13 protein-coding genes are annotated in these 16,869 nt (G+C 68.6%); 1 reads left to right on the forward strand and 12 read right to left on the reverse strand.

What is annotated here, in order from left to right; all coding sequences use genetic code 11:
* Positions 1-260 precede the first annotated feature (260 nt).
* The 11 genes from ACFE65_RS00320 to prfB all read right to left on the reverse strand — a co-directional run bounded on the left by ACFE65_RS00320 (position 261) and on the right by prfB (position 12,315).
* Positions 261-566, reverse strand: coding sequence for a hypothetical protein (locus tag ACFE65_RS00320; protein WP_375380330.1), 306 nt, complete (start codon positions 564-566; stop codon positions 261-263).
* Positions 563-3,082: a ribonuclease R family protein gene (locus tag ACFE65_RS00325; RefSeq protein ID WP_375380331.1), complete on the reverse strand. Its 2,520-nt coding sequence runs from the start codon at positions 3,080-3,082 to the stop codon at positions 563-565. The genes ACFE65_RS00320 and ACFE65_RS00325 overlap by 4 nt, the downstream gene beginning before the upstream one ends.
* A gap of 22 nt (positions 3,083-3,104) precedes the next feature.
* A complete protein-coding gene (locus tag ACFE65_RS00330; protein ID WP_375380332.1) occupies positions 3,105-3,518 on the reverse strand; it encodes a DUF3035 domain-containing protein in 414 nt (137 codons plus the stop codon).
* The gene (lspA, locus tag ACFE65_RS00335) at positions 3,511-4,017 is read right to left on the reverse strand and encodes a signal peptidase II (RefSeq protein WP_375380333.1); all 507 of its coding nucleotides are present in this window, start codon (positions 4,015-4,017) and stop codon (positions 3,511-3,513) included. Before lspA ends, ACFE65_RS00330 begins: the two co-directional genes overlap by 8 nt.
* Complete coding sequence (ileS, locus tag ACFE65_RS00340) at positions 4,014-6,968, reverse strand: isoleucine--tRNA ligase (protein WP_375380334.1); 2,955 nt, start codon at positions 6,966-6,968, stop codon at positions 4,014-4,016. Before ileS ends, lspA begins: the two co-directional genes overlap by 4 nt.
* A 146-nt stretch (positions 6,969-7,114) precedes the next feature.
* Positions 7,115-8,047 (reverse strand): bifunctional riboflavin kinase/FAD synthetase, encoded by a 933-nt coding sequence (locus tag ACFE65_RS00345; RefSeq protein WP_375380335.1) that lies wholly within the window; start codon positions 8,045-8,047, stop codon positions 7,115-7,117.
* 44 nt (positions 8,048-8,091) lie between these two features.
* The gene (locus tag ACFE65_RS00350; protein WP_375380336.1) at positions 8,092-8,556 is read right to left on the reverse strand and encodes a dihydrofolate reductase; all 465 of its coding nucleotides are present in this window, start codon (positions 8,554-8,556) and stop codon (positions 8,092-8,094) included.
* Positions 8,553-9,470: a hypothetical protein gene (locus tag ACFE65_RS00355; RefSeq protein ID WP_375380337.1), complete on the reverse strand. Its 918-nt coding sequence runs from the start codon at positions 9,468-9,470 to the stop codon at positions 8,553-8,555. The genes ACFE65_RS00350 and ACFE65_RS00355 overlap by 4 nt, the downstream gene beginning before the upstream one ends.
* Complete coding sequence (locus ACFE65_RS00360; protein WP_375380338.1) at positions 9,467-10,261, reverse strand: thymidylate synthase; 795 nt, start codon at positions 10,259-10,261, stop codon at positions 9,467-9,469. The genes ACFE65_RS00355 and ACFE65_RS00360 overlap by 4 nt, the downstream gene beginning before the upstream one ends.
* Positions 10,262-10,429: 168 nt before the next feature.
* Positions 10,430-11,149, reverse strand: a complete 720-nt coding sequence (locus ACFE65_RS00365; protein ID WP_375380529.1) for a class I SAM-dependent methyltransferase — start codon at positions 11,147-11,149, stop codon at positions 10,430-10,432.
* A 38-nt stretch (positions 11,150-11,187) separates the two neighbouring features.
* Positions 11,188-12,315, reverse strand: coding sequence for a peptide chain release factor 2 (gene prfB / locus ACFE65_RS00370; protein WP_375380339.1), 1,128 nt, complete (start codon positions 12,313-12,315; stop codon positions 11,188-11,190).
* A gap of 551 nt (positions 12,316-12,866) precedes the next feature.
* Here prfB and ACFE65_RS00375 point away from each other — a divergent pair.
* Positions 12,867-14,180, forward strand: coding sequence for a class I SAM-dependent methyltransferase (locus tag ACFE65_RS00375; RefSeq protein WP_375380340.1), 1,314 nt, complete (start codon positions 12,867-12,869; stop codon positions 14,178-14,180).
* A gap of 112 nt (positions 14,181-14,292) precedes the next feature.
* Here the strand turns inward: ACFE65_RS00375 and ACFE65_RS00380 are convergent, their stop codons facing one another.
* Positions 14,293-16,806, reverse strand: coding sequence for a penicillin-binding protein 1A (locus ACFE65_RS00380; protein WP_375380341.1), 2,514 nt, complete (start codon positions 16,804-16,806; stop codon positions 14,293-14,295).
* Positions 16,807-16,869: the final 63 nt, after the last annotated feature.

Here is a 16,869-nt window from a genome sequence, read left to right on the forward strand (position 1 = left end):
CGCCCACGCGAAAGGGCGACCCCACCGTTCGTCAACGAAGCCGATTGCGCTTTCGGCCAGCGCTATGAAGCCAACATCGTCCATCAGGCCATCGTAGCCGCTGAACAAACGTCCGCAATGAGGAAGCGCAACGAGGAGCTTGAATAGCCGCGTTTGGGCGCAAGCGGACGTCACTCGCTCGGCAACGGTGGGTTGGGATGAGAACAAGATTGAGTATCCACTCCATATCCGAAGAAGATGTCCTTTTTCGACCTAACTCCTCACCCCCCGAACGCGATCGCCCCCGCAGCGGCGAAGCCCGCCACTGCCACCGCGGTTAGCACCCGCGCCAGCGACTCCTTGCGGAAGTCCGCCAGTCGCTTCGTGTCGAGCCAATAGGTGCCGGGCGCCGTCTCGTGGAGTGCGCCGAACGACACCATGCGGCGGAAGATGTGGCGTTCGATGCGGCCCGTCGGCGCGGCGAAGGGGATCGCGTGGGCCGCCACCGTCGCGCCGGCGCTCGTGAAATGGTCGACGATCCGCCGCCGCGCGCGGGCGGCCATCGTGGCTGCGATCGTGCCGCTCATCGTTTCTTCCCCTGATGCCGGATGTTGGCGGGTCGCCCGCGGCGGTGGAGCACGCGCGGGCCCTTCCCGGGTTTGGCCGGATCGCGCGCGGGCATCCCACCGCCGCGCCCTTCGGGCAGCTCGAACCGCAACGCACCCGATACCGGGTTCGCCTCCGCGAGCCGCAGCGTCAGCCGCTGGCCGAGCGTGTACTGCTCGCCGCTATGCTCGCCGGTCAGCGTGCGCATGCCCTCGTCGAAGCGAAAATACTCGCCCCCCAGATCGCGAACGGCGAGCAGGCCGTCGCCGCCAATCCCCTCCACCGTCGCGAACAGGCCGAAATTGGTGACGCCCGTCACGCGCGCCTCGACCAGCTCGCCCGCGCGCTCCGAGAGGAAGGCGGCGACGTAGCGGTCGATCGTGTCGCGCTCCGCCTCCATCGCACGGCGTTCGAGGCGGCTGAGCGCCTCGCCGATCACCTCCATCGCCTCGGTCTCGCCCGACGACAGGCCGCCGGGGCCGAGGTCGTAGGCGGCGACCAGCGAACGATGCACCAGCAGGTCGGCATAACGGCGGATTGGCGAGGTGAAATGCGCGTAGCTGCCCAGCGCCAGCCCGAAATGGCCTTGGTTGGCGGGCGCGTAATAGGCCTGGGTCTGCGTGCGCAGCACCTGCTCCATCACCTGCGGCCGGAAATCCGCCTCACCCACGCGCGCGAGCACATGGTTGAACGTCGCCGGGCGGATCACCTGGCCGAGCGCCAGCGGCACGTCGAACGTCTCCAGATAGTCCTTGAGCGCCGCCAGTTTCTCCCGCGCCGGCGGCTCGTGGACGCGGTACATCACGGGCGCGCGTCTGCCCTCCAGCGCCTTGGCGGCGGCGACGTTGGCGGCGATCATGTAATCCTCGATCAGCCGATGCGCGTCGAGCCGCTCGCGGGGGGCGACCGACATGATGCGGCCCTTCTCGTCCAGCACGACGCGGCGCTCGGGCAGGTCGAGGTCCAGCGGCTCGCGCGCCTCGCGCGCCGCGAGCAGTGCGCGCCAGCAGGACCAGAGCGGGAGGAGGGCGGCCAGCACCAAACCGTCATCCCAGCGAACGCTGGGATCGCTCTGCGAGGGTTCCCCTTCTCTCGACAGCGACCCCAGCCTTCGCTGGGGTGACGGGGTATCGGATGAGGAAGCCTCATGCGCGTCCACCAGCGCCTGCGCGTCCTCGTACGCGATGTTGGCGGTGATCCGCACGGTCGCGCGGGTGAAGCGCCAGTCCTTCAGGTCGCCCTTCGCGCCGATCCGCAGGTGGCAGGCGAGCGCCGCTCGGTCCTCGCCTTCCTTCAGCGAGCAGACGTCCGCCGACAGCAGCTCAGGCAACATCGGCACGACTCGGTCGGGGAAATATACGCTGTTCCCCCGCGCCCGCGCCTCGCGGTCGAGCGCGGAGCCGGGGCGGACGTAGAAGGACACGTCCGCGATCGCGACGATCGCGCGCCAGCCGCCGGGATTGCCGGGATCGTCGTCGGGCGCCGCCCAGACGGCGTCGTCATGGTCGCGCGCGTCGGCGGGATCGATCGCGACGATCGGCAGATGGGTGAGGTCTTCCCTGTCTAATCCTCCCCGAGCTTGCTCGGGGAGGGGGACCAGCGAAGCTGGTGGAGGGGCCGGCGAAGCCGGTGACCTTGCGTTCACCGCCCCTCCACCACTCGCCTGCGGCGAGCGGTCCCCAGTTCCGGGTTGATCGCGCCCCGCGCGATCAAGGATCGTCCGGGGGACGATCCGACCCGTAACTCCGAGACTAGCTCGGGGAGGATTTAGGGGGAGTTTCGCCACCTCCGTCGCTTCCGCCAGCGCCTCGGGCGCGAACACGTCGGGGATGCCGAGCTTGTGGATCGCGATCAGCGAGAAACTGCGCGGCGCGAAGGGATCGCCCAGCACCTGCGTCACCCGCGCGGTGATGCGCGGCGGACGGCCGGCCCGCTCCGCCAGCACCAGATCTCCCGCCTGCGCGCCGCCGGCGTCCGACACCGGCCAGTCGCGGCGGTCCTTCTTGTCGACGCCCTGGAGGAACAGGGTCGCGCCCTCCGCGCGCAGGACGCCGAGCATCAGCTCCTCGCCCTTGGGCAGAACCTTCATCGGGTGGGCTATCCAGCCAGCGCCCGCTTCTTCCGTCCGCGCGAGCACGCGGTCGCCTACGCCCAGCGCGCCCCGCTTGCGCTCCCGGACGCGCAGCCGCGGGATCGGCACGCCCTCCGCTTCCCACCGCTCGGGCACCGCCCATACGGTGCCGCCGTCGTCCACGTCCGCGACGCGCAGCACCGTCACCTTGGGCAGCCCGCCCATCGCATGGAAGGCCCTTCCCGGACCGCCATCGATCAGGCCCTCGTCGGCCATGTCGTTCAGCAGCGCCTTGAGCGCGATCTTCTGCTGTGCGTGGAGGCCGAAGGCGCGCGCGATCTCGCGCTTGCCGGCCGGCACGTCGGACGTCGCGATGAAGTCGAGGATCTGCTCGCGGCTCGGCAGCCCGGCTGTGTCATACGCCATCAGCCAAGGCGCCTTGCGGAAGTCACTTCGCGGTGGCGCCCGCGTCCCGGCCATTGCCCTCCGGCGCCGCGACGATGTCGCGCGTCGTCGAGGCCTTGTCGACCACCGTGGTGCCCGGATCGCCCGCGCCCGAGCGGATGCCAGGATCGGCCTGGTCGCCGCCCGCCGTGTCCACCACACCGCGCTCGCCCGCCGACCGCGCCGCGGCGCCGCCGAACAGCGCGTCGAGCGCCTGCGCGCTCGCGTTATTGCTGCCGGTCGCCGCCGCGCCCGGCTGGGGAGGCTGGAGCGCGAAATCGGGCGGGATCACCAGCGGCTGCTGGCGCACGACCGCCAGCTCATCCGGCCCCGACCGTGTACGACTGAACCCGCGATGGCCGCAGCCGCTCACCAACGTCGCCGCGACGATCCCCGCCGCCAACCCGAGCTTACGCATTAACTTTCTCCGCTGTGGGGCGCTTGTCGCGCATAAGGAGCGCCCGCACCAGAAGTACCAGAACGCCCACCGTAATCGCCGCGTCGGCGAGATTGAAGACCAGAAACGGCCGCCACTCGCCGAAATGCAGGTCGGCATAGTCCGTCACATAGCCCAGCCGCACGCGATCGAGGATGTTGCCGAGCGCCCCGCCCGCGACGCAGCCGAGCGCCGCCTGGTCGACCCGCGCCCGCTCGCGCCACATCCACACCAGCACGCCGATCGCGATCACGCCGGTCAACGCGACGAGCATCCAGTGGGCGGTGGTCGAGGTCGCGTTCAGAAGCCCCAGCGAGACCCCGATATTGGGGATGAAGCGCAGATCGAAGACCGGCAGCAACGTCTTCACGTCGCCCAGCATCGCGATGTCGAGCGGTCCGGTGACGAGCCATTTGACGAGTTGATCGGCCGCGAACACCAGCACCAGCGCGAGCAGGCCGAGGCGGGGGATGCGGCTCATGCGGCCACCTTGCCGACGACCGTTTCGCAGCGATCGCACAGGGTTGCGTCCTCGATCACCTCGGGCAGATGACGCCAGCAGCGGCCGCATTTGTGGTACGCCGTACGGCTGACCGTCACCTCGCCGCCCGGCACCACGCGCGCGACGATGAACGTCTCGGCGGCCTCGCCCTCGGGCAGCAGCATCGCGGGCACGCTCACCTCCGCCTCCAGGCTGGAGCGGATCGCCTTGGCGCGGCGCAGCGGCTCGATCGCCTCCGTCACTTGGACCCGCTGGTGACGCACCGCGTCCCAGCGATCGATGACCCCGTCGGTATCGGCGAGCGGCAGCAACTCGGGCCATTCGAGGAAGTGGACGGAGCCCTCTTCGCTCGGGAAGCGCGCCTGCCACACTTCCTCCGCGGTGAAGGGGATCACCGGCGCGGCATAGCGGACGAGCGCGTGGAACAGCGTGTCGAGCACCGTCCGGTACGCGCGTCGCTTGAGGTCGCCGGGCGCGTCGCAATAGAGCGAGTCCTTACGAACATCGAAGAAGAACGCCGACAGGTCGTCCGCGGCGAAGTCCGTCAGCGCCCGCAGGTAGCGGTTGAACTCGTACGCCAGCGCCGCCGCGCGCAGCTCCGCGTCCAGCGCCGCCAGCCGATGGAGCACGTAGCGCTCCAGCTCCGGCATGTCGGCGGGCGCGACCCGCTCCGCCTCCGTGAACCCGTCGAGCGCGCCGAGCAGGTAGCGATAGGTGTTGCGCAACTTGCGATAGGTGTCGGACGCGCCCGCCAGCACCTCCTTCCCGATCCGCACGTCGTCGAAATAATCGGTGGAGGCGACCCAGATGCGCAGGATGTCCGCGCCCGACTCGCCGATCACCTTCAACGGATCGACGACGTTGCCGAGCGATTTGCTCATCTTGCGCCCCTGCCCGTCGAGCGCGAAGCCGTGCGTCAGCACCGCCTCGTACGGCGCCCGCCCGCGCGTGCCGCAGCTTTCGAGCAGCGACGACTGGAACCAGCCGCGATGCTGGTCGGAGCCTTCGAGGTACAGGTTCGCGCGCGTGCCTTCGCCATAACGCGCCTCCAGCGTGAAGACATAGGTGCAGCCCGAATCGAACCAGACGTCGAGGATGTCGGTGACGACCTCGTAGTCCGACAGCTCGTGGTCGGGCCCGAGCAGCGCCTGATGATCCGCAACGAACCACGCATCCGCGCCGGCGGTGCGGAAGGCCGCGACGATGCGGGCGTTGACCGCCGGGTCGTTCAGGTACGCGCCGGTGCGCCGGTTCACGTACAGCGCGATCGGCACGCCCCATGCGCGCTGGCGGGAGATCACCCAGTCGGGGCGGCCCTCCACCATCGAGCGGATGCGGTTCTCGGCGCGCGCGGGGACCCAGCGGGTGTCGGCGATGGCGGCAAGCGCAATGTCGCGGAGGGTGGCGCCGTTGCCTTCCGCACTTTGCGTTACCCCAGCTTCGTCCGTCACCCCAGCGAACGCTGGGGTCTCGTCGTGAGCGGACGGTCCCTGCCCCGCAGCGACCCCAGCGTTCGCTAGGGTGACGGACGGTTGTGGGCGGTCCATCCCGATGAACCATTGCGGGGTCGCCCGGAAGATCACCTTCGCCTTGCTGCGCCACGAATGCGGATAGCTGTGCGCATAGTCGTCGGATGCGGCGAGCAGCGCGCCGGCCGCACGCAGGTCCGAACAGATCGGGCCGTCGGCGCTGACGAACTTCTTGGCGATGACCGACCCCTGCCCGCCCAGCCACGCCCAGTCGGCACGATACATCCCCGCGCCGTCGACCGCGAAGACGGGATCGATGCCGTGCGCCTTGCACAGCTCGAAATCGTCCTCGCCATGGTCAGGCGCCATGTGAACGAGCCCGGTGCCGGCGTCGGTGGTGACGAAATCGCCGGGCAGCATGGGGCGGGGCTTGGCGAAGAAGCCGTCCAGATGGTGCATCGGGTGACGGACAAAGGCGCCGCTTAACGCCGACCCGTGGAACTGCATTGCACCACCGCGATCTGCTGCGGCCTGAATGGCCTGCGTCACACCTTCCACATCATTACCGAGCCATCGGAAGAGCGCTGGGCCGACTGGCGCAAATCCTTCATCGCCTCTGGCGAGCAAAAGCCGCCTTCCATCTATCTCGACCAATACGTAGGTGATCTCGGGCCCATAAGCCAAAGCCTGGTTCACCGGGATCGTCCACGGCGTCGTCGTCCAGATCACCGCGTGCGCGCCGACCAGTTCGGGTGCGTTGGGCGCTTCCACGATCTCGAACGCCACGTCGATCTGCGTCGAGACGATGTCCTCATACTCGACCTCCGCCTCCGCGAGCGCGGTGCGCTCGACGGGGGACCACATCACCGGCTTCGCGCCGCGATACAGCTGGCCGCCTTGCGCGAACTTGAGCAGCTCGCCGACGATCGCGGCCTCCGCCTCGTGGCTCATCGTCAGATACGGGTCGGCCCAGTCGCCCATCACGCCCAGCCGCTGGAACTCCGCGCGCTGCACGTCGACCCACTTGGCGGCATAGGCGCGGCATTCGGCGCGGAACTGGTCGACCGGCACCTCGTCCTTGCTCTGCTTCTTCGCCCGATACGACTCTTCGACCTTCCACTCGATCGGCAGGCCATGGCAATCCCAGCCGGGGACGAACGGCGCGTCCTTGCCCAGCAGCGTCTGGCTGCGGACCACGAAGTCCTTGAGGACCTTCTGCATCGAGTGGCCGAGATGGATGTTGCCGTTCGCGTAGGGCGGGCCGTCGTGGAGGATGAACCGCTCGCGCCCGGCGCGCTGCTCGCGCAGGCGATCGTAGAGGCCCAGTCTGGCCCAGCGCTCCAGGATCGCCGGCTCCTTGGCGGCAAGGCCGGCCTTCATCGGGAAGTCGGTCTTCGGCAGAAAGACGGTGTCGCGGTAATCGCGCGTCGTCGAGGCGGGGGTGTCGGGAGCGTCGGCCATGAGTGTCTGCGCTGTAGCGAAGGCGCGGCGGCAACGCAAAACGCGCTTTCCCACCAAGCATTTCCGTCATCCCAGCGAAAGCTGGGATCTCTCGCCAGGAACGCGCCGCTCCCAACGAGACCCCAGCTTTCGCTGGGGTGACGGGTTCAATCAAGGCTGGCGAGCACCGCCCGAGCCCGCGCGCAGTCGGCGTCCATCTGCGTCATCAGCGCCTTCAGCCCGTCGAACTTCGCCTCAGGCCGCAGATACTCCACCAGCTCCACCTCGATCCGCTGCCCGTAAAGATCGCCCGCGAAGTCGAAGAAATGCGGCTCCAGCAACTCCTTGGGCGGGGTGAACTGCGGCCGGATGCCGAGGTTCGCCGCGCCCTGCAGCACGCGCCCATCCTCCAGCCGCCCGCGCACCGCATAGATGCCGTAGGCCGGGCGCAGATAGTCGCCCATCGCGACGTTGGCGGTCGGATAGCCGATCGTGCGGCCTACCTTGTCGCCGTGGATGACCTCGCCCGCGATCGCGAACGGCCGCGTCAGCAGCCGCGTGGCCTCCGCCGTCCGCCCCTCGCGCAACGCGTCGCGGATACGGCTGGACGAGACGGGGCCGCCGTCCAGTTCGACCGGTGCCATCGCCTCCGTCGCGAAACCGCCGATCCGGCCGAGTTCCGCCAGCACGCCGACGGTGCCCCCCTTGGCGCGGCCGAAGGTGAAGTCCTCCCCCGTCACCACGCCCGCGACGCCCAGGTTGCGGACCAGCCGCTCGGCGACGAACGCCTCCGCCGTCAACGCGGCGAGCTGCTCGTCGAAATGGAACACCACCGCCGCGTCCACCCCCGCCGCCGCGAACAGCGCGAGCCGCTGCTCGATCGTCGTCAGCCGGAACGGCGGCGTGTCGGGCCGGAAGAAGGCGCGCGGATGCGGGTCGAACGTCGCCACCAGCGCCGGCCGGCGCTCGGCCCGCGCGATCGCGACCGCGCGGGCGACCACCGCCTGGTGGCCCAGATGGAACCCGTCGAAATTGCCGAGCGCGACGATGCCGCCCGCAAGGTGCGGCGGAACCGCCGAGCCGCCGTCCAGCCGTTGCATGGCGCGAGGCTATAGGGCGCGGAACCCGGACCGCAAAGCCCCGCTCACCGTTCCAGCGTCACGAAGCTGTAGGCCGGGCGCGCTCCCTCGGCGGCATGATCCTCCCGCGCCGTCTCGCGCCAGCCGGTAAAGGGGGGCACGATCGTGTCGCCTGTGGGCTCGGCATGGACCTCCGTCAGATCCACGCGGGTCGCGAGCGGAAGAAACGCTGCGAACACCGCCGCGCCGCCGATCACCGACACGTCGTCGCCGGCCAGCGCCAGCGCTTCGTCGGGCGAGCGCGCGACCTCCGCGCCAGTCGCGGTCCAGGCCGGATCGCGGGTCAGCACGATGTGCCGCCGTCCGGGCAGCGGAGCGGGAAAGCTCTCGAACGTCCTGCGCCCCATCACCATCGGCCGCCCGAGCGTCAGCGCCTTGAAGCGGCGGAGGTCGGCGGGCAGATGCCACGGCAGCCCGCCGTCACGCCCGATCACGCCGTTGGCCGCGCGAGCCAGCACCAGCGTTATCACGGTGTCGGATCAGCAGGAGGGGGATCGCCCGCCCGCCCGAACATCGCGCGCCATTGGTCGGCGTAGCGCGGATCGCGGATCGTGATGCCGTGGTACGGGTTCGGGTTGTTCGGCCCCTCATGGACGCCCGCCGGCAGATCGAGGGTGAAGACGCGGACGTTCGCAGGCAGCAGGGCAAGCGCCGCATAAGCGGCCCGGATCAGCGGCACCGTATTTTCGCGTGCGTTACATTCCGCGAACCAGCGCGTCGTCGGCGTCGCGCTCGGGCCGGCGATCCAGGGCGCCGGGTGCCGATCGCGCCCGGTGAACTCCCAGGGGCTGGAGAACAGGACGACGCGGCGGACGAGGTGCTGCTTGGCGATGAACGCCGCCATGCCGGCGCCCTGCGACAGGCCGGACACGATGATCCGATCCCAGCGCACCGCGCCGTCGGCATCCACATACTGCCCCCAGCCTTCCCTGGGCGCCGCGGTATCCAGCGCCCGAAGCGCGGCGACCAGCCGGGGCACGATCGCCTCGGCGAGCGGGTTCCTTATCCCTGGCGCTCCCGGCCCCGTGCCCGTCAGCCGCATCTCGCGGAAATGCGCCGCGCAGGCCGGGTCCGGGTCCCGCGGACACACCTGCACCACGGCGGGCGTGTCGTCATAGGAGAGGCCGAGCGTGCGATACCCCTGGCCCGCGATTACCGACAGGATCGTCGTCGTGTTCGCGGGCTTGCCGCCGGTGCCGGTGAAGAACAGCACCAGCGGCGCGTCCGGCGCGACGCTCCGTTCGACTAGCGCGATGCTGGGATCGTCGAACGCCTTTACGCCCGGGTCGATCGCGGAAGGGCGCACCTGGTGTATGACGAGGCTCTGCGCCGACGCCACCGCGGGCGCGACCAGCAGCGCGAAGAGCGCGGCGGCGCGGATCATACCGCCACCGGCGCGCGGATCGCGGGTTGGGGGGAATAGTCGTGGAATATGAAGTCCTCCGGTGCGTAACCGTCGACCGACGGCGCGGTGCGGGTGATCTCCAGCCGCGGCAAGGCTCCGGGGACCCGCGTCAGTTGCAGCCGCGCCTGGTCGAGGTGGTTGAGGTACAGGTGGCAGTCGCCGCCCGTCCACACGAAATCCCCCACTGCCAAGCCGCACTGGTCGGCCAGCAGATGCGTCAGCAGCGCATAGCTCGCGATGTTGAACGGCACGCCCAGGAACACGTCCGCCGAGCGTTGGTACAGTTGCAGCGACAGTCGCCCGTTCGCGACATGCGTCTGGAACAGGCAGTGGCACGGCGCCAGCGCCATCGCGGGCAGATCGCCGGGGTTCCAGGCGGTGACGATCTGGCGGCGCGAGTGCGGCTCGCGGCGGATCTGCTCCACCAGCGCGGCGATCTGGTCGATATGGCCGCCGTCCGCCGTCCGCCAGTCGCGCCATTGCCGGCCATAGACGGGGCCCAAGTCACCCTCCGCGTCCGCCCACTCGTCCCAGATGCTGACGCCGCGCTCCTGCAGCCAGCGCACGTTGGTGTCGCCGTTCAGGAACCACAGCAGTTCCAGCACGATCGATTTCAGGTGCAGCTTCTTGGTGGTCAGCAGCGGGAAGCCCTGGCGCAGATCGAACCGCATCTGCGCGCCGAACACGGACAAGGTGCCGGTGCCGGTGCGGTCCGGCTGCTCGGCGCCGGCAGTCAGGATGCGGTCGAGGAGATCGAGATACTGGCGCATGACGGCCTTCGCTTCATTTCCAACCCGTTCACCCTGAGCTTGTCGAAGCCTGTCCTGAGCTTCGCCGAAGGGGGCTGTCCTTCTTCGAGAAAAAGGGCAGGGCTTCGACAAGCTCAGCCTGAACGGCGGGGGCGCACGTCGATACCCGGCATCTGTCGGTCCCGCCAGTCAACCCTTCGGCGACCGGCAGGCGTGGATAGTCGCCGGGTCCGGCCGCGGCCCCACCGCCTTGAACGCCGCCAGATAGCCGCCTGCCGACGGCATGTCCGTCATCTGCACGAGCTGGTAGCCGACCGCCGCGAACTCGCACTTCAGCAGCGCGGGCGGCGTGCCGTGGAATTGCGTCGGCCGGTCGGCGTCGACGACGATCACCTCGCCGGTGCGGTCGAGGCTGGGGCGCAGCCGCCACAGGAACTCGTAGGGCTGCTCGATCTCGTGGTACATATGGACCATCAGCACGCGGTCGAAGCTGTCGTCGGGCAGTTTGGGATCGGAGGCGCCGCCCAGCCGGACGGAGACGTTGTCGAGCCGCTGGCGCGCCACCCGGTCGGCCAGCGTGTCGCGCACCGCGGGGATGATGTCCTCGGCCAGCACGCGACCGTCCTTGCCGACGCGGGCGGCGAGGCGGATGGTGTAATAGCCCTCGCCCGCGCCGATGTCCGCGACCGTCATGCCCTTGGCGATGCCGGCCTTGGCCATCACCTCGCCGGCCTCGTTCTTGCGGTCGCGATCCTCCTCGGTCGACCAGCGCGGCGACACGATCGGCGCCACCGGGCGGTCCGGGGTGGGGAACGGGCCCGGCTCCTTGCCATCGTGGCGGATCAGCGGCTTGGTGCCGTCGCACGCCGCCACCATCGTCAACCCGGAGGTCGACCCGAGCAGCGCCATCGCCGCCAGCCCCCCCCGGAGCCTGCCCCCCGCGATCGTCAATCCACGTCCTCCACTTCGGCGACGTCGCCCGTCACCCGCTGCGACAGCGCCGCCGCCATGAACGGATCGAGGTCGCCGTCGAGCACGTCGCCCGGCGACGTCGACGTGACGCCCGTGCGCAGGTCCTTCACCAACTGATACGGCTGGAGCACGTAGGAGCGGATCTGGTGGCCCCAGCCTATGTCGGTCTTGGTCGCGTTCTCCGCGTTCGCCACCGCCTCGCGCTCCGCCAGCTCGCGCTCGTACAGCCGCGCGCGCAATTGGTTGAACGCCTCGGCCTTGTTCTTGTGCTGCGATCGCTGGTTCTGGCACTGGACGACGATACCGGTGGGCAGGTGCGTGATGCGCACGGCCGAGTCGGTCGTGTTGATGTGCTGGCCGCCAGCGCCCGATGCGCGATAGGTGTCGATGCGCAGGTCGGCGTCGTTGACCTCGACGTCGATGTCGTCGTCGATCACCGGATAGACCCATACGGACGAGAAACTGGTGTGCCGCCGCGCCGCCGAATCATACGGGCTGATCCGCACCAGCCGATGCACGCCCGACTCGGTCTTGGCATAGCCGTATGCGTTCTCGCCCTTCAGCAGCAGCGTCGCGGACTTGATCCCCGCCTGCTCGCCGGCGTGATAGTCGACCAGCTCGACCTTCATGCCGTGCCGCTCGGCCCAGCGCGTGTACATGCGCTGCAGCATCTCGGCCCAGTCCTGGCTCTCGGTGCCGCCGGCGCCGGCGTTGATCTCGACATAGCTGTCGTTGGCGTCCGCCTCGCCCGCCAGCAGTGCCTTCACCTTGTCGGTATCGGCACGGCGCGCGAGCTCGGCCAGGCTGGCGACCGCCTCGACCTCGAGTTCGGTGTCGCCTTCCGCCTCGGCGAGATCGATGAGCTCGACCGTGCCGTCGAGCTCGCTCTGGATCGCGCGGGTCGCGGTGATCGCCTCGTCAAGCCGGCGACGCTCGCGCATCACGTCCTGCGCCGCCTTGGGATTGTTCCACAGCGCCTGGTCCTCGACGCGCGCGTTCAGCTCGTCGAGCCGGCGGAGCGCACGGTCCCAGTCGAGGAACCGGCGGAGCAATGCCAGCGCGTCGTTGATCGAACTGACATGGGCCTGCGCTTCGGCGCGCATCGGTGTTCCTCTGATCTGACGTCATCCCCGCGGACGCGGGGACCCATCTCCTGTCGTGTCGACATAGACCACCACTGCGCTCGGCGCAAAGCGCTGGAGCCGGGTCCCCACGTTGGCGGGGATGACGGCTGTTCGAACCGCCACGAGTCCGAAGCGCCGCGGACTCCAGTCGTCGCTGGATGCGAAGTGGGGGCCACGCCCTGGCGGCTCGCGACGACGCGGCTGCACGTCCACGTCCTGTTTCCCACGCTCGTTTACCTGCCCGCGCGTCGATGGCGGAGCCTGTTAGCTATGCGGTGGCGGCCGATTTGATGGAGGCATCACCGTTGCCGTCCTTTGCTCACTAGTAGATCAAGAGTGATGTGGCGTTCGGGTCATGGCGATGCGCGAGCAAGTGTTGCTTTTGTTCGGATCGTCTATGCCAAGTGCCAAGATGTGAAGCGTTTCTTGTTTTCTGTCGCATTGGTGGCAACGCCAGTCGTGTAGGTTGAAACAACGATGACTTTCGCCTGTTCAAGAAGCGCGTCGCAATCTGAGCGAGGTCCGGCTTCATGAAGTGGACGCGCCTTCCGGTCGTGCGCCAATTTCATGAATATATGACGCCACGCGGACACGTCGACGCACTGACGGGCACGCGTGTCGTGGGATGGGCGCTTGGGCGTGGCCCGCTGGTGATGGAGGTGTGGCTGGACGGTCGCTGCCTCGCACGCGGCCGCCCGCAGATGCCCCGCCTGGACGTCGCCCATTTTCTTCCCGAGCGAACTGCGGCCACGACAAGTGGTTTCGCCCTCGACCTTCCGGTCGGGGCGCTGGCATCCCAAAGCTTGGGTGAGTTGCGGATCGTCGCGCGCTATGGCTCGCGTTGGCTACCGAGCGCGACCATCGCGACCCTCCGCGCCGCTGGCGATGATCTGGAGCGCAGACTGGGCGAGGCCGGGGACAGTGGCATTTCCGGGCCGTTTCCCAAGCCGGTGATCGATGCGATCGCCGCGGTCTGGCCTGAAGATTGCGAAGATCTCGGCGCGATGGCGGGGCAGGCAAGGTTTGCCAGGCGGCTCGCGCAGATCGTTCGCACCCCGGGCATCAACGCGCTGCCCGCTTTTGCCAGCTACACGCGCTATCTGGCGGCGACCTGGGCGCATTGCCGTTTCGTCGAGCGGCACTTCCCGGCCACCAACCGTTCTTCCAGGCCCGGTGCGGCTGATTTCCATTGCAAACCGAACTCGGTGCGCGAGTTGTTCGCCATCATCCATCAGCTTTACGTGCTTCGATCATGGGGTGTGGCTGGCGAGTTCGCCGAGTTCGGCTGCTTCAAGGGCTATAGCTCGGCGATGCTCAGCTTTGCCTGCGCGCAGCTGGGTTTGAGAATGCACATCTTCGATTCGTTCGAGGGACTGCCTCCCGCTCCCGGTTCCGGCTACACGGCAGGAGATTACGCCGGCAGCCTCGATGAGGTGCGCGATCACGTCACGCGCTTTGGTGCCGTCGAGTGCGTCAGTTTCCACAAGGGCTTTTTCGCGGACACGTTTCGACGATGGCGCCCGCCGCCGCTGATGTGCCTATGGATGGACGTAGATCTGGAGGTCTCGGCCCGCGACCTGATGGTGATCGCCGATGGGCTGGACCCACGCGGCACCATTTTCAGCCATGAATGCGAGGCCGGCATCTTCCGTGATGGGAAGATCGTGTCCGCGCCGGCTCCGGACAATCCGATCGCTCCAATGCTGGATCGCCACGACGAACTCGGCCGCCCGCTGACCGGGCATTTCATTGCCGGCTATAGCGGCGCCTTCTGGCCCAAAGACGTCGGCATCCCCGTTGTCCACACTGAGGTTCTGTGGAGCCTGCTGGAAAGCGTTGCGTAATGGCAGATGACAGCGTGCTTATCGCATGGATGACGTCCAGGGTATTTCACGTGGACGGAGGTCACGTCAGCTCGCTTGCGACACGAGACGGCGTTCAGCTTGTCGCCCCGGCCTAGTAGATGCCACCCTGGCTCTGCAGGAACTCGCTGTCGGCGGGCTTGGGCCGGCCGGTCGGGCGCGCTCCCTGAGCGGTCGGCGTGGCCGATGTGCGGCGGGCGATGCGGCGGGGTTCGCTTTCCGGCTTGAACGCCTCCCAGATCACCGCCGCCTTGGGATCGGCGGTGTCGGGCCAGGTGCCATAGACCGGTCGGCCCGATCCGCGATCGATCCGCACCATGCGGATGCCCTCGGGCGCGCGGAACGGAAGCTTCTCCATCCCGTCATAGGCCTTGAGCGCGAACTGCTTGAAGATCGGCGCGGCGATCGTGCCGCCCTGGGCGGCGCCGCCCAGGCTGCGCGGCGTGTCATAGCCGATGTAGAGGCCGCCGATCATCTGCGGCGTGCCGCCGATGAACCATACGTCCGTGGGACCCGTGTTGGTGCCCGTCTTTCCGAATATCGGCCGGTCGAGATCGCGCAACGTCACCGCGGTCCCACGCTGGATCACGCCCTCGGTGATGTGCACCATCTGATAGGCGGTCATCGCGTCGACCACCTGCCGCCCGCGCGGGACCGGGCGGGGCATCGCGCCGCCCCTGCCGTCATTGGCGTTCCAGTCGGGCGCATTGCACCCATCGCACGGCCGCCAGTTCTCGGGCCAGACGACCTTGCCGTGCCGGTCCTGCGCGAAGTCGATCAGCGACGGGTCGTGCCAGCGCCCCTGGTTGGCGAGCACCGCATAGGCGTTGACCATCCGGCTCACCGTCGTCTCGCCCGCGCCCAGCGAATAGGCGAGATACGGCTTATAGTCGCCGATGTTCATATCCTTGATGAGCTGGACGACGTGCGGCATCCCCGTTTGCGCGGCGGCGCGCACCGTCATCTGGTTGCGCGACTGCTCGATGCCCCAGCGCATCGTGTGCGGCCCCGCGCTCCCCTCGCCACCGAAGTTCTTGAAGCATTTCTGGCCGAGCCGCGCGCCCTGATAGACGCAATAGGGCCCGTCGACGATGATCGAGGCGGGCGTCATCCCGTTCTCGAGCGCCGCCGAATAGACGATCGGCTTGATCGCGGAGCCGGGCTGGCGCTCCGCCTGGGTGGCGCGGTTGAACGCCTGGACGCTGGCCTCGAAGCCGCCCTGCATCGCGAGCACGCGGCCCGTCTGCGGCTGTTCGACGACGAAGCCGCCCGAGATCCTGGGGATGCCGCGCAGCGACCACTCGTCGCCCGCAGGCGCCACCGCCAGCACGTCCCCCACCTTGATCGCGTTGAACGCCGCCTGGCCCTGCCCGCGTACCGGCATCGACGCACCATAGCTCGGCAGGCGGCCGGTGGAGCCGTCCGGGAAGCCGATCCGCCACGCCTCGCCGTCGCGCGCGATCACGATGGCGGCGCGCCAGTCGGAATAGTTGATGCTGATGTTGGCGTTCAGCATCGCCTGCAACCAGTTGTCGCCGTCGATGTCGACATGGTGCAGCGGGCCGTTCCAGCCGCGCCCGCGATCGTAGCGCAATAGGCCGTCGCGCAGCGCCGTCTCCGCGTCCTGCTGGAGCGCGGGATCGAGCGAGGTGCGCACCCACAGCCCGCCCGAATAGACGCTGTACGGCCCGTCGCGCTCCGTTTCGCCGAACCGGTCGATCAGCTGGCGGCGCACTTCTTCGACGAAATAGCCGCCGATCTTCTCGAACTTGGGCGTCTGGCGCAGGATCGCGCCGATCGGCTCGGCGTCCGCCTGGGCATATTGCGGCTGGGTGATGAAGCCGTTCAGCAGCATCTCCGTCAGCACGTAATGCCGCCGCTCCAACGCGCGCGCGGTGTGGCGGAACGGGTCGTAGTTGGACGGCCCCTTGGGCAGGATCGCAAGATAGGCGAATTGCGCGATGTCGAGCTCGGGCAGTTCCTTGTCGAAATAGGCGTGGCTCGCTGCCTCGACCCCGAACGAATTCCGCCCGAGCGCGATCTGGTTGAGGTAGAGCTCCAGGATCTGCGGCTTCGTCAGCGAGTTCTCGATCTTGTAGGCAAGGATCGCCTCCTTCAGCTTGCGCGAATAGCTCGCCTGATTGCCCACCAGCAGGTTCTTCACCACCTGTTGCGTGATCGTGGAGGTGCCGCGCGGCGTCGACCCGTGGACCGCGCCCTGCCATGCGGCACGCGCGAGGCCGCCGTAATCGAGGCCGTGGTGGCTGAAGAAGTTCTTGTCCTCCGCGGCCAGGAACGCGCGCACGAGCAGCGGCGGATATTCGGCGTACGACAGCTCGACCCGCCGCTCGCGCGCATAGGAATAGATCGGCGTCCCGTCGCCGCCGCGGACGTTGGTAGGCAATGGCGGCTCGTAGGTCCGCAGCGCGTCAACCGACGGCAACTGGCGGATCACCGTCGCCCACAGGATGCCGTACCCCGCGGCGGCAAGCAGCGCGAGGAGCGCCAGCACCTTTACCCACCAGCGGCTCCACGCGGGGCGGAAACCGCCGGCGGAGGATCGCTCCTGCGGCGGCGGGAGAGCGGGGTCGGAAGAACGCGATGCCATGGTCTGATCGCGCGTCTAGCAGGTTCGCGCCCCGAGGAAAGCGCGGGCTCGGCGCCGGTCAGG

This window comes from uncultured Sphingomonas sp., assembly GCF_964237335.1.
In the GTDB taxonomy this organism is placed as follows: Bacteria; Pseudomonadota; Alphaproteobacteria; order Sphingomonadales; family Sphingomonadaceae; genus Sphingomonas.

What these genes read in the sequence shown, in the direction of transcription:
- ileS (WP_375380334.1), bottom strand. Translation starts at nt 6,968, where the DNA reads ATGGCCGACGCTCCCGACACCCCCGCCTCGACGACGCGCGATTACCGC.
- ACFE65_RS00380 (WP_375380341.1), bottom strand. Translation starts at nt 16,806, where the DNA reads ATGGCATCGCGTTCTTCCGACCCCGCTCTCCCGCCGCCGCAGGAGCGA.
- prfB (WP_375380339.1), bottom strand. Translation starts at nt 12,315, where the DNA reads ATGCGCGCCGAAGCGCAGGCCCATGTCAGTTCGATCAACGACGCGCTG.
- ACFE65_RS00375 (WP_375380340.1), top strand. Translation starts at nt 12,867, where the DNA reads ATGAAGTGGACGCGCCTTCCGGTCGTGCGCCAATTTCATGAATATATG.
- ACFE65_RS00320 (WP_375380330.1), bottom strand. Translation starts at nt 566, where the DNA reads ATGAGCGGCACGATCGCAGCCACGATGGCCGCCCGCGCGCGGCGGCGG.
- lspA (WP_375380333.1), bottom strand. Translation starts at nt 4,017, where the DNA reads ATGAGCCGCATCCCCCGCCTCGGCCTGCTCGCGCTGGTGCTGGTGTTC.
- ACFE65_RS00360 (WP_375380338.1), bottom strand. Translation starts at nt 10,261, where the DNA reads ATGCGCCAGTATCTCGATCTCCTCGACCGCATCCTGACTGCCGGCGCC.
- ACFE65_RS00365 (WP_375380529.1), bottom strand. Translation starts at nt 11,149, where the DNA reads ATGGCGCTGCTCGGGTCGACCTCCGGGTTGACGATGGTGGCGGCGTGC.
- ACFE65_RS00330 (WP_375380332.1), bottom strand. Translation starts at nt 3,518, where the DNA reads ATGCGTAAGCTCGGGTTGGCGGCGGGGATCGTCGCGGCGACGTTGGTG.
- ACFE65_RS00355 (WP_375380337.1), bottom strand. Translation starts at nt 9,470, where the DNA reads ATGATCCGCGCCGCCGCGCTCTTCGCGCTGCTGGTCGCGCCCGCGGTG.
- ACFE65_RS00325 (WP_375380331.1), bottom strand. Translation starts at nt 3,082, where the DNA reads ATGGCGTATGACACAGCCGGGCTGCCGAGCCGCGAGCAGATCCTCGAC.
- ACFE65_RS00345 (WP_375380335.1), bottom strand. Translation starts at nt 8,047, where the DNA reads ATGCAACGGCTGGACGGCGGCTCGGCGGTTCCGCCGCACCTTGCGGGC.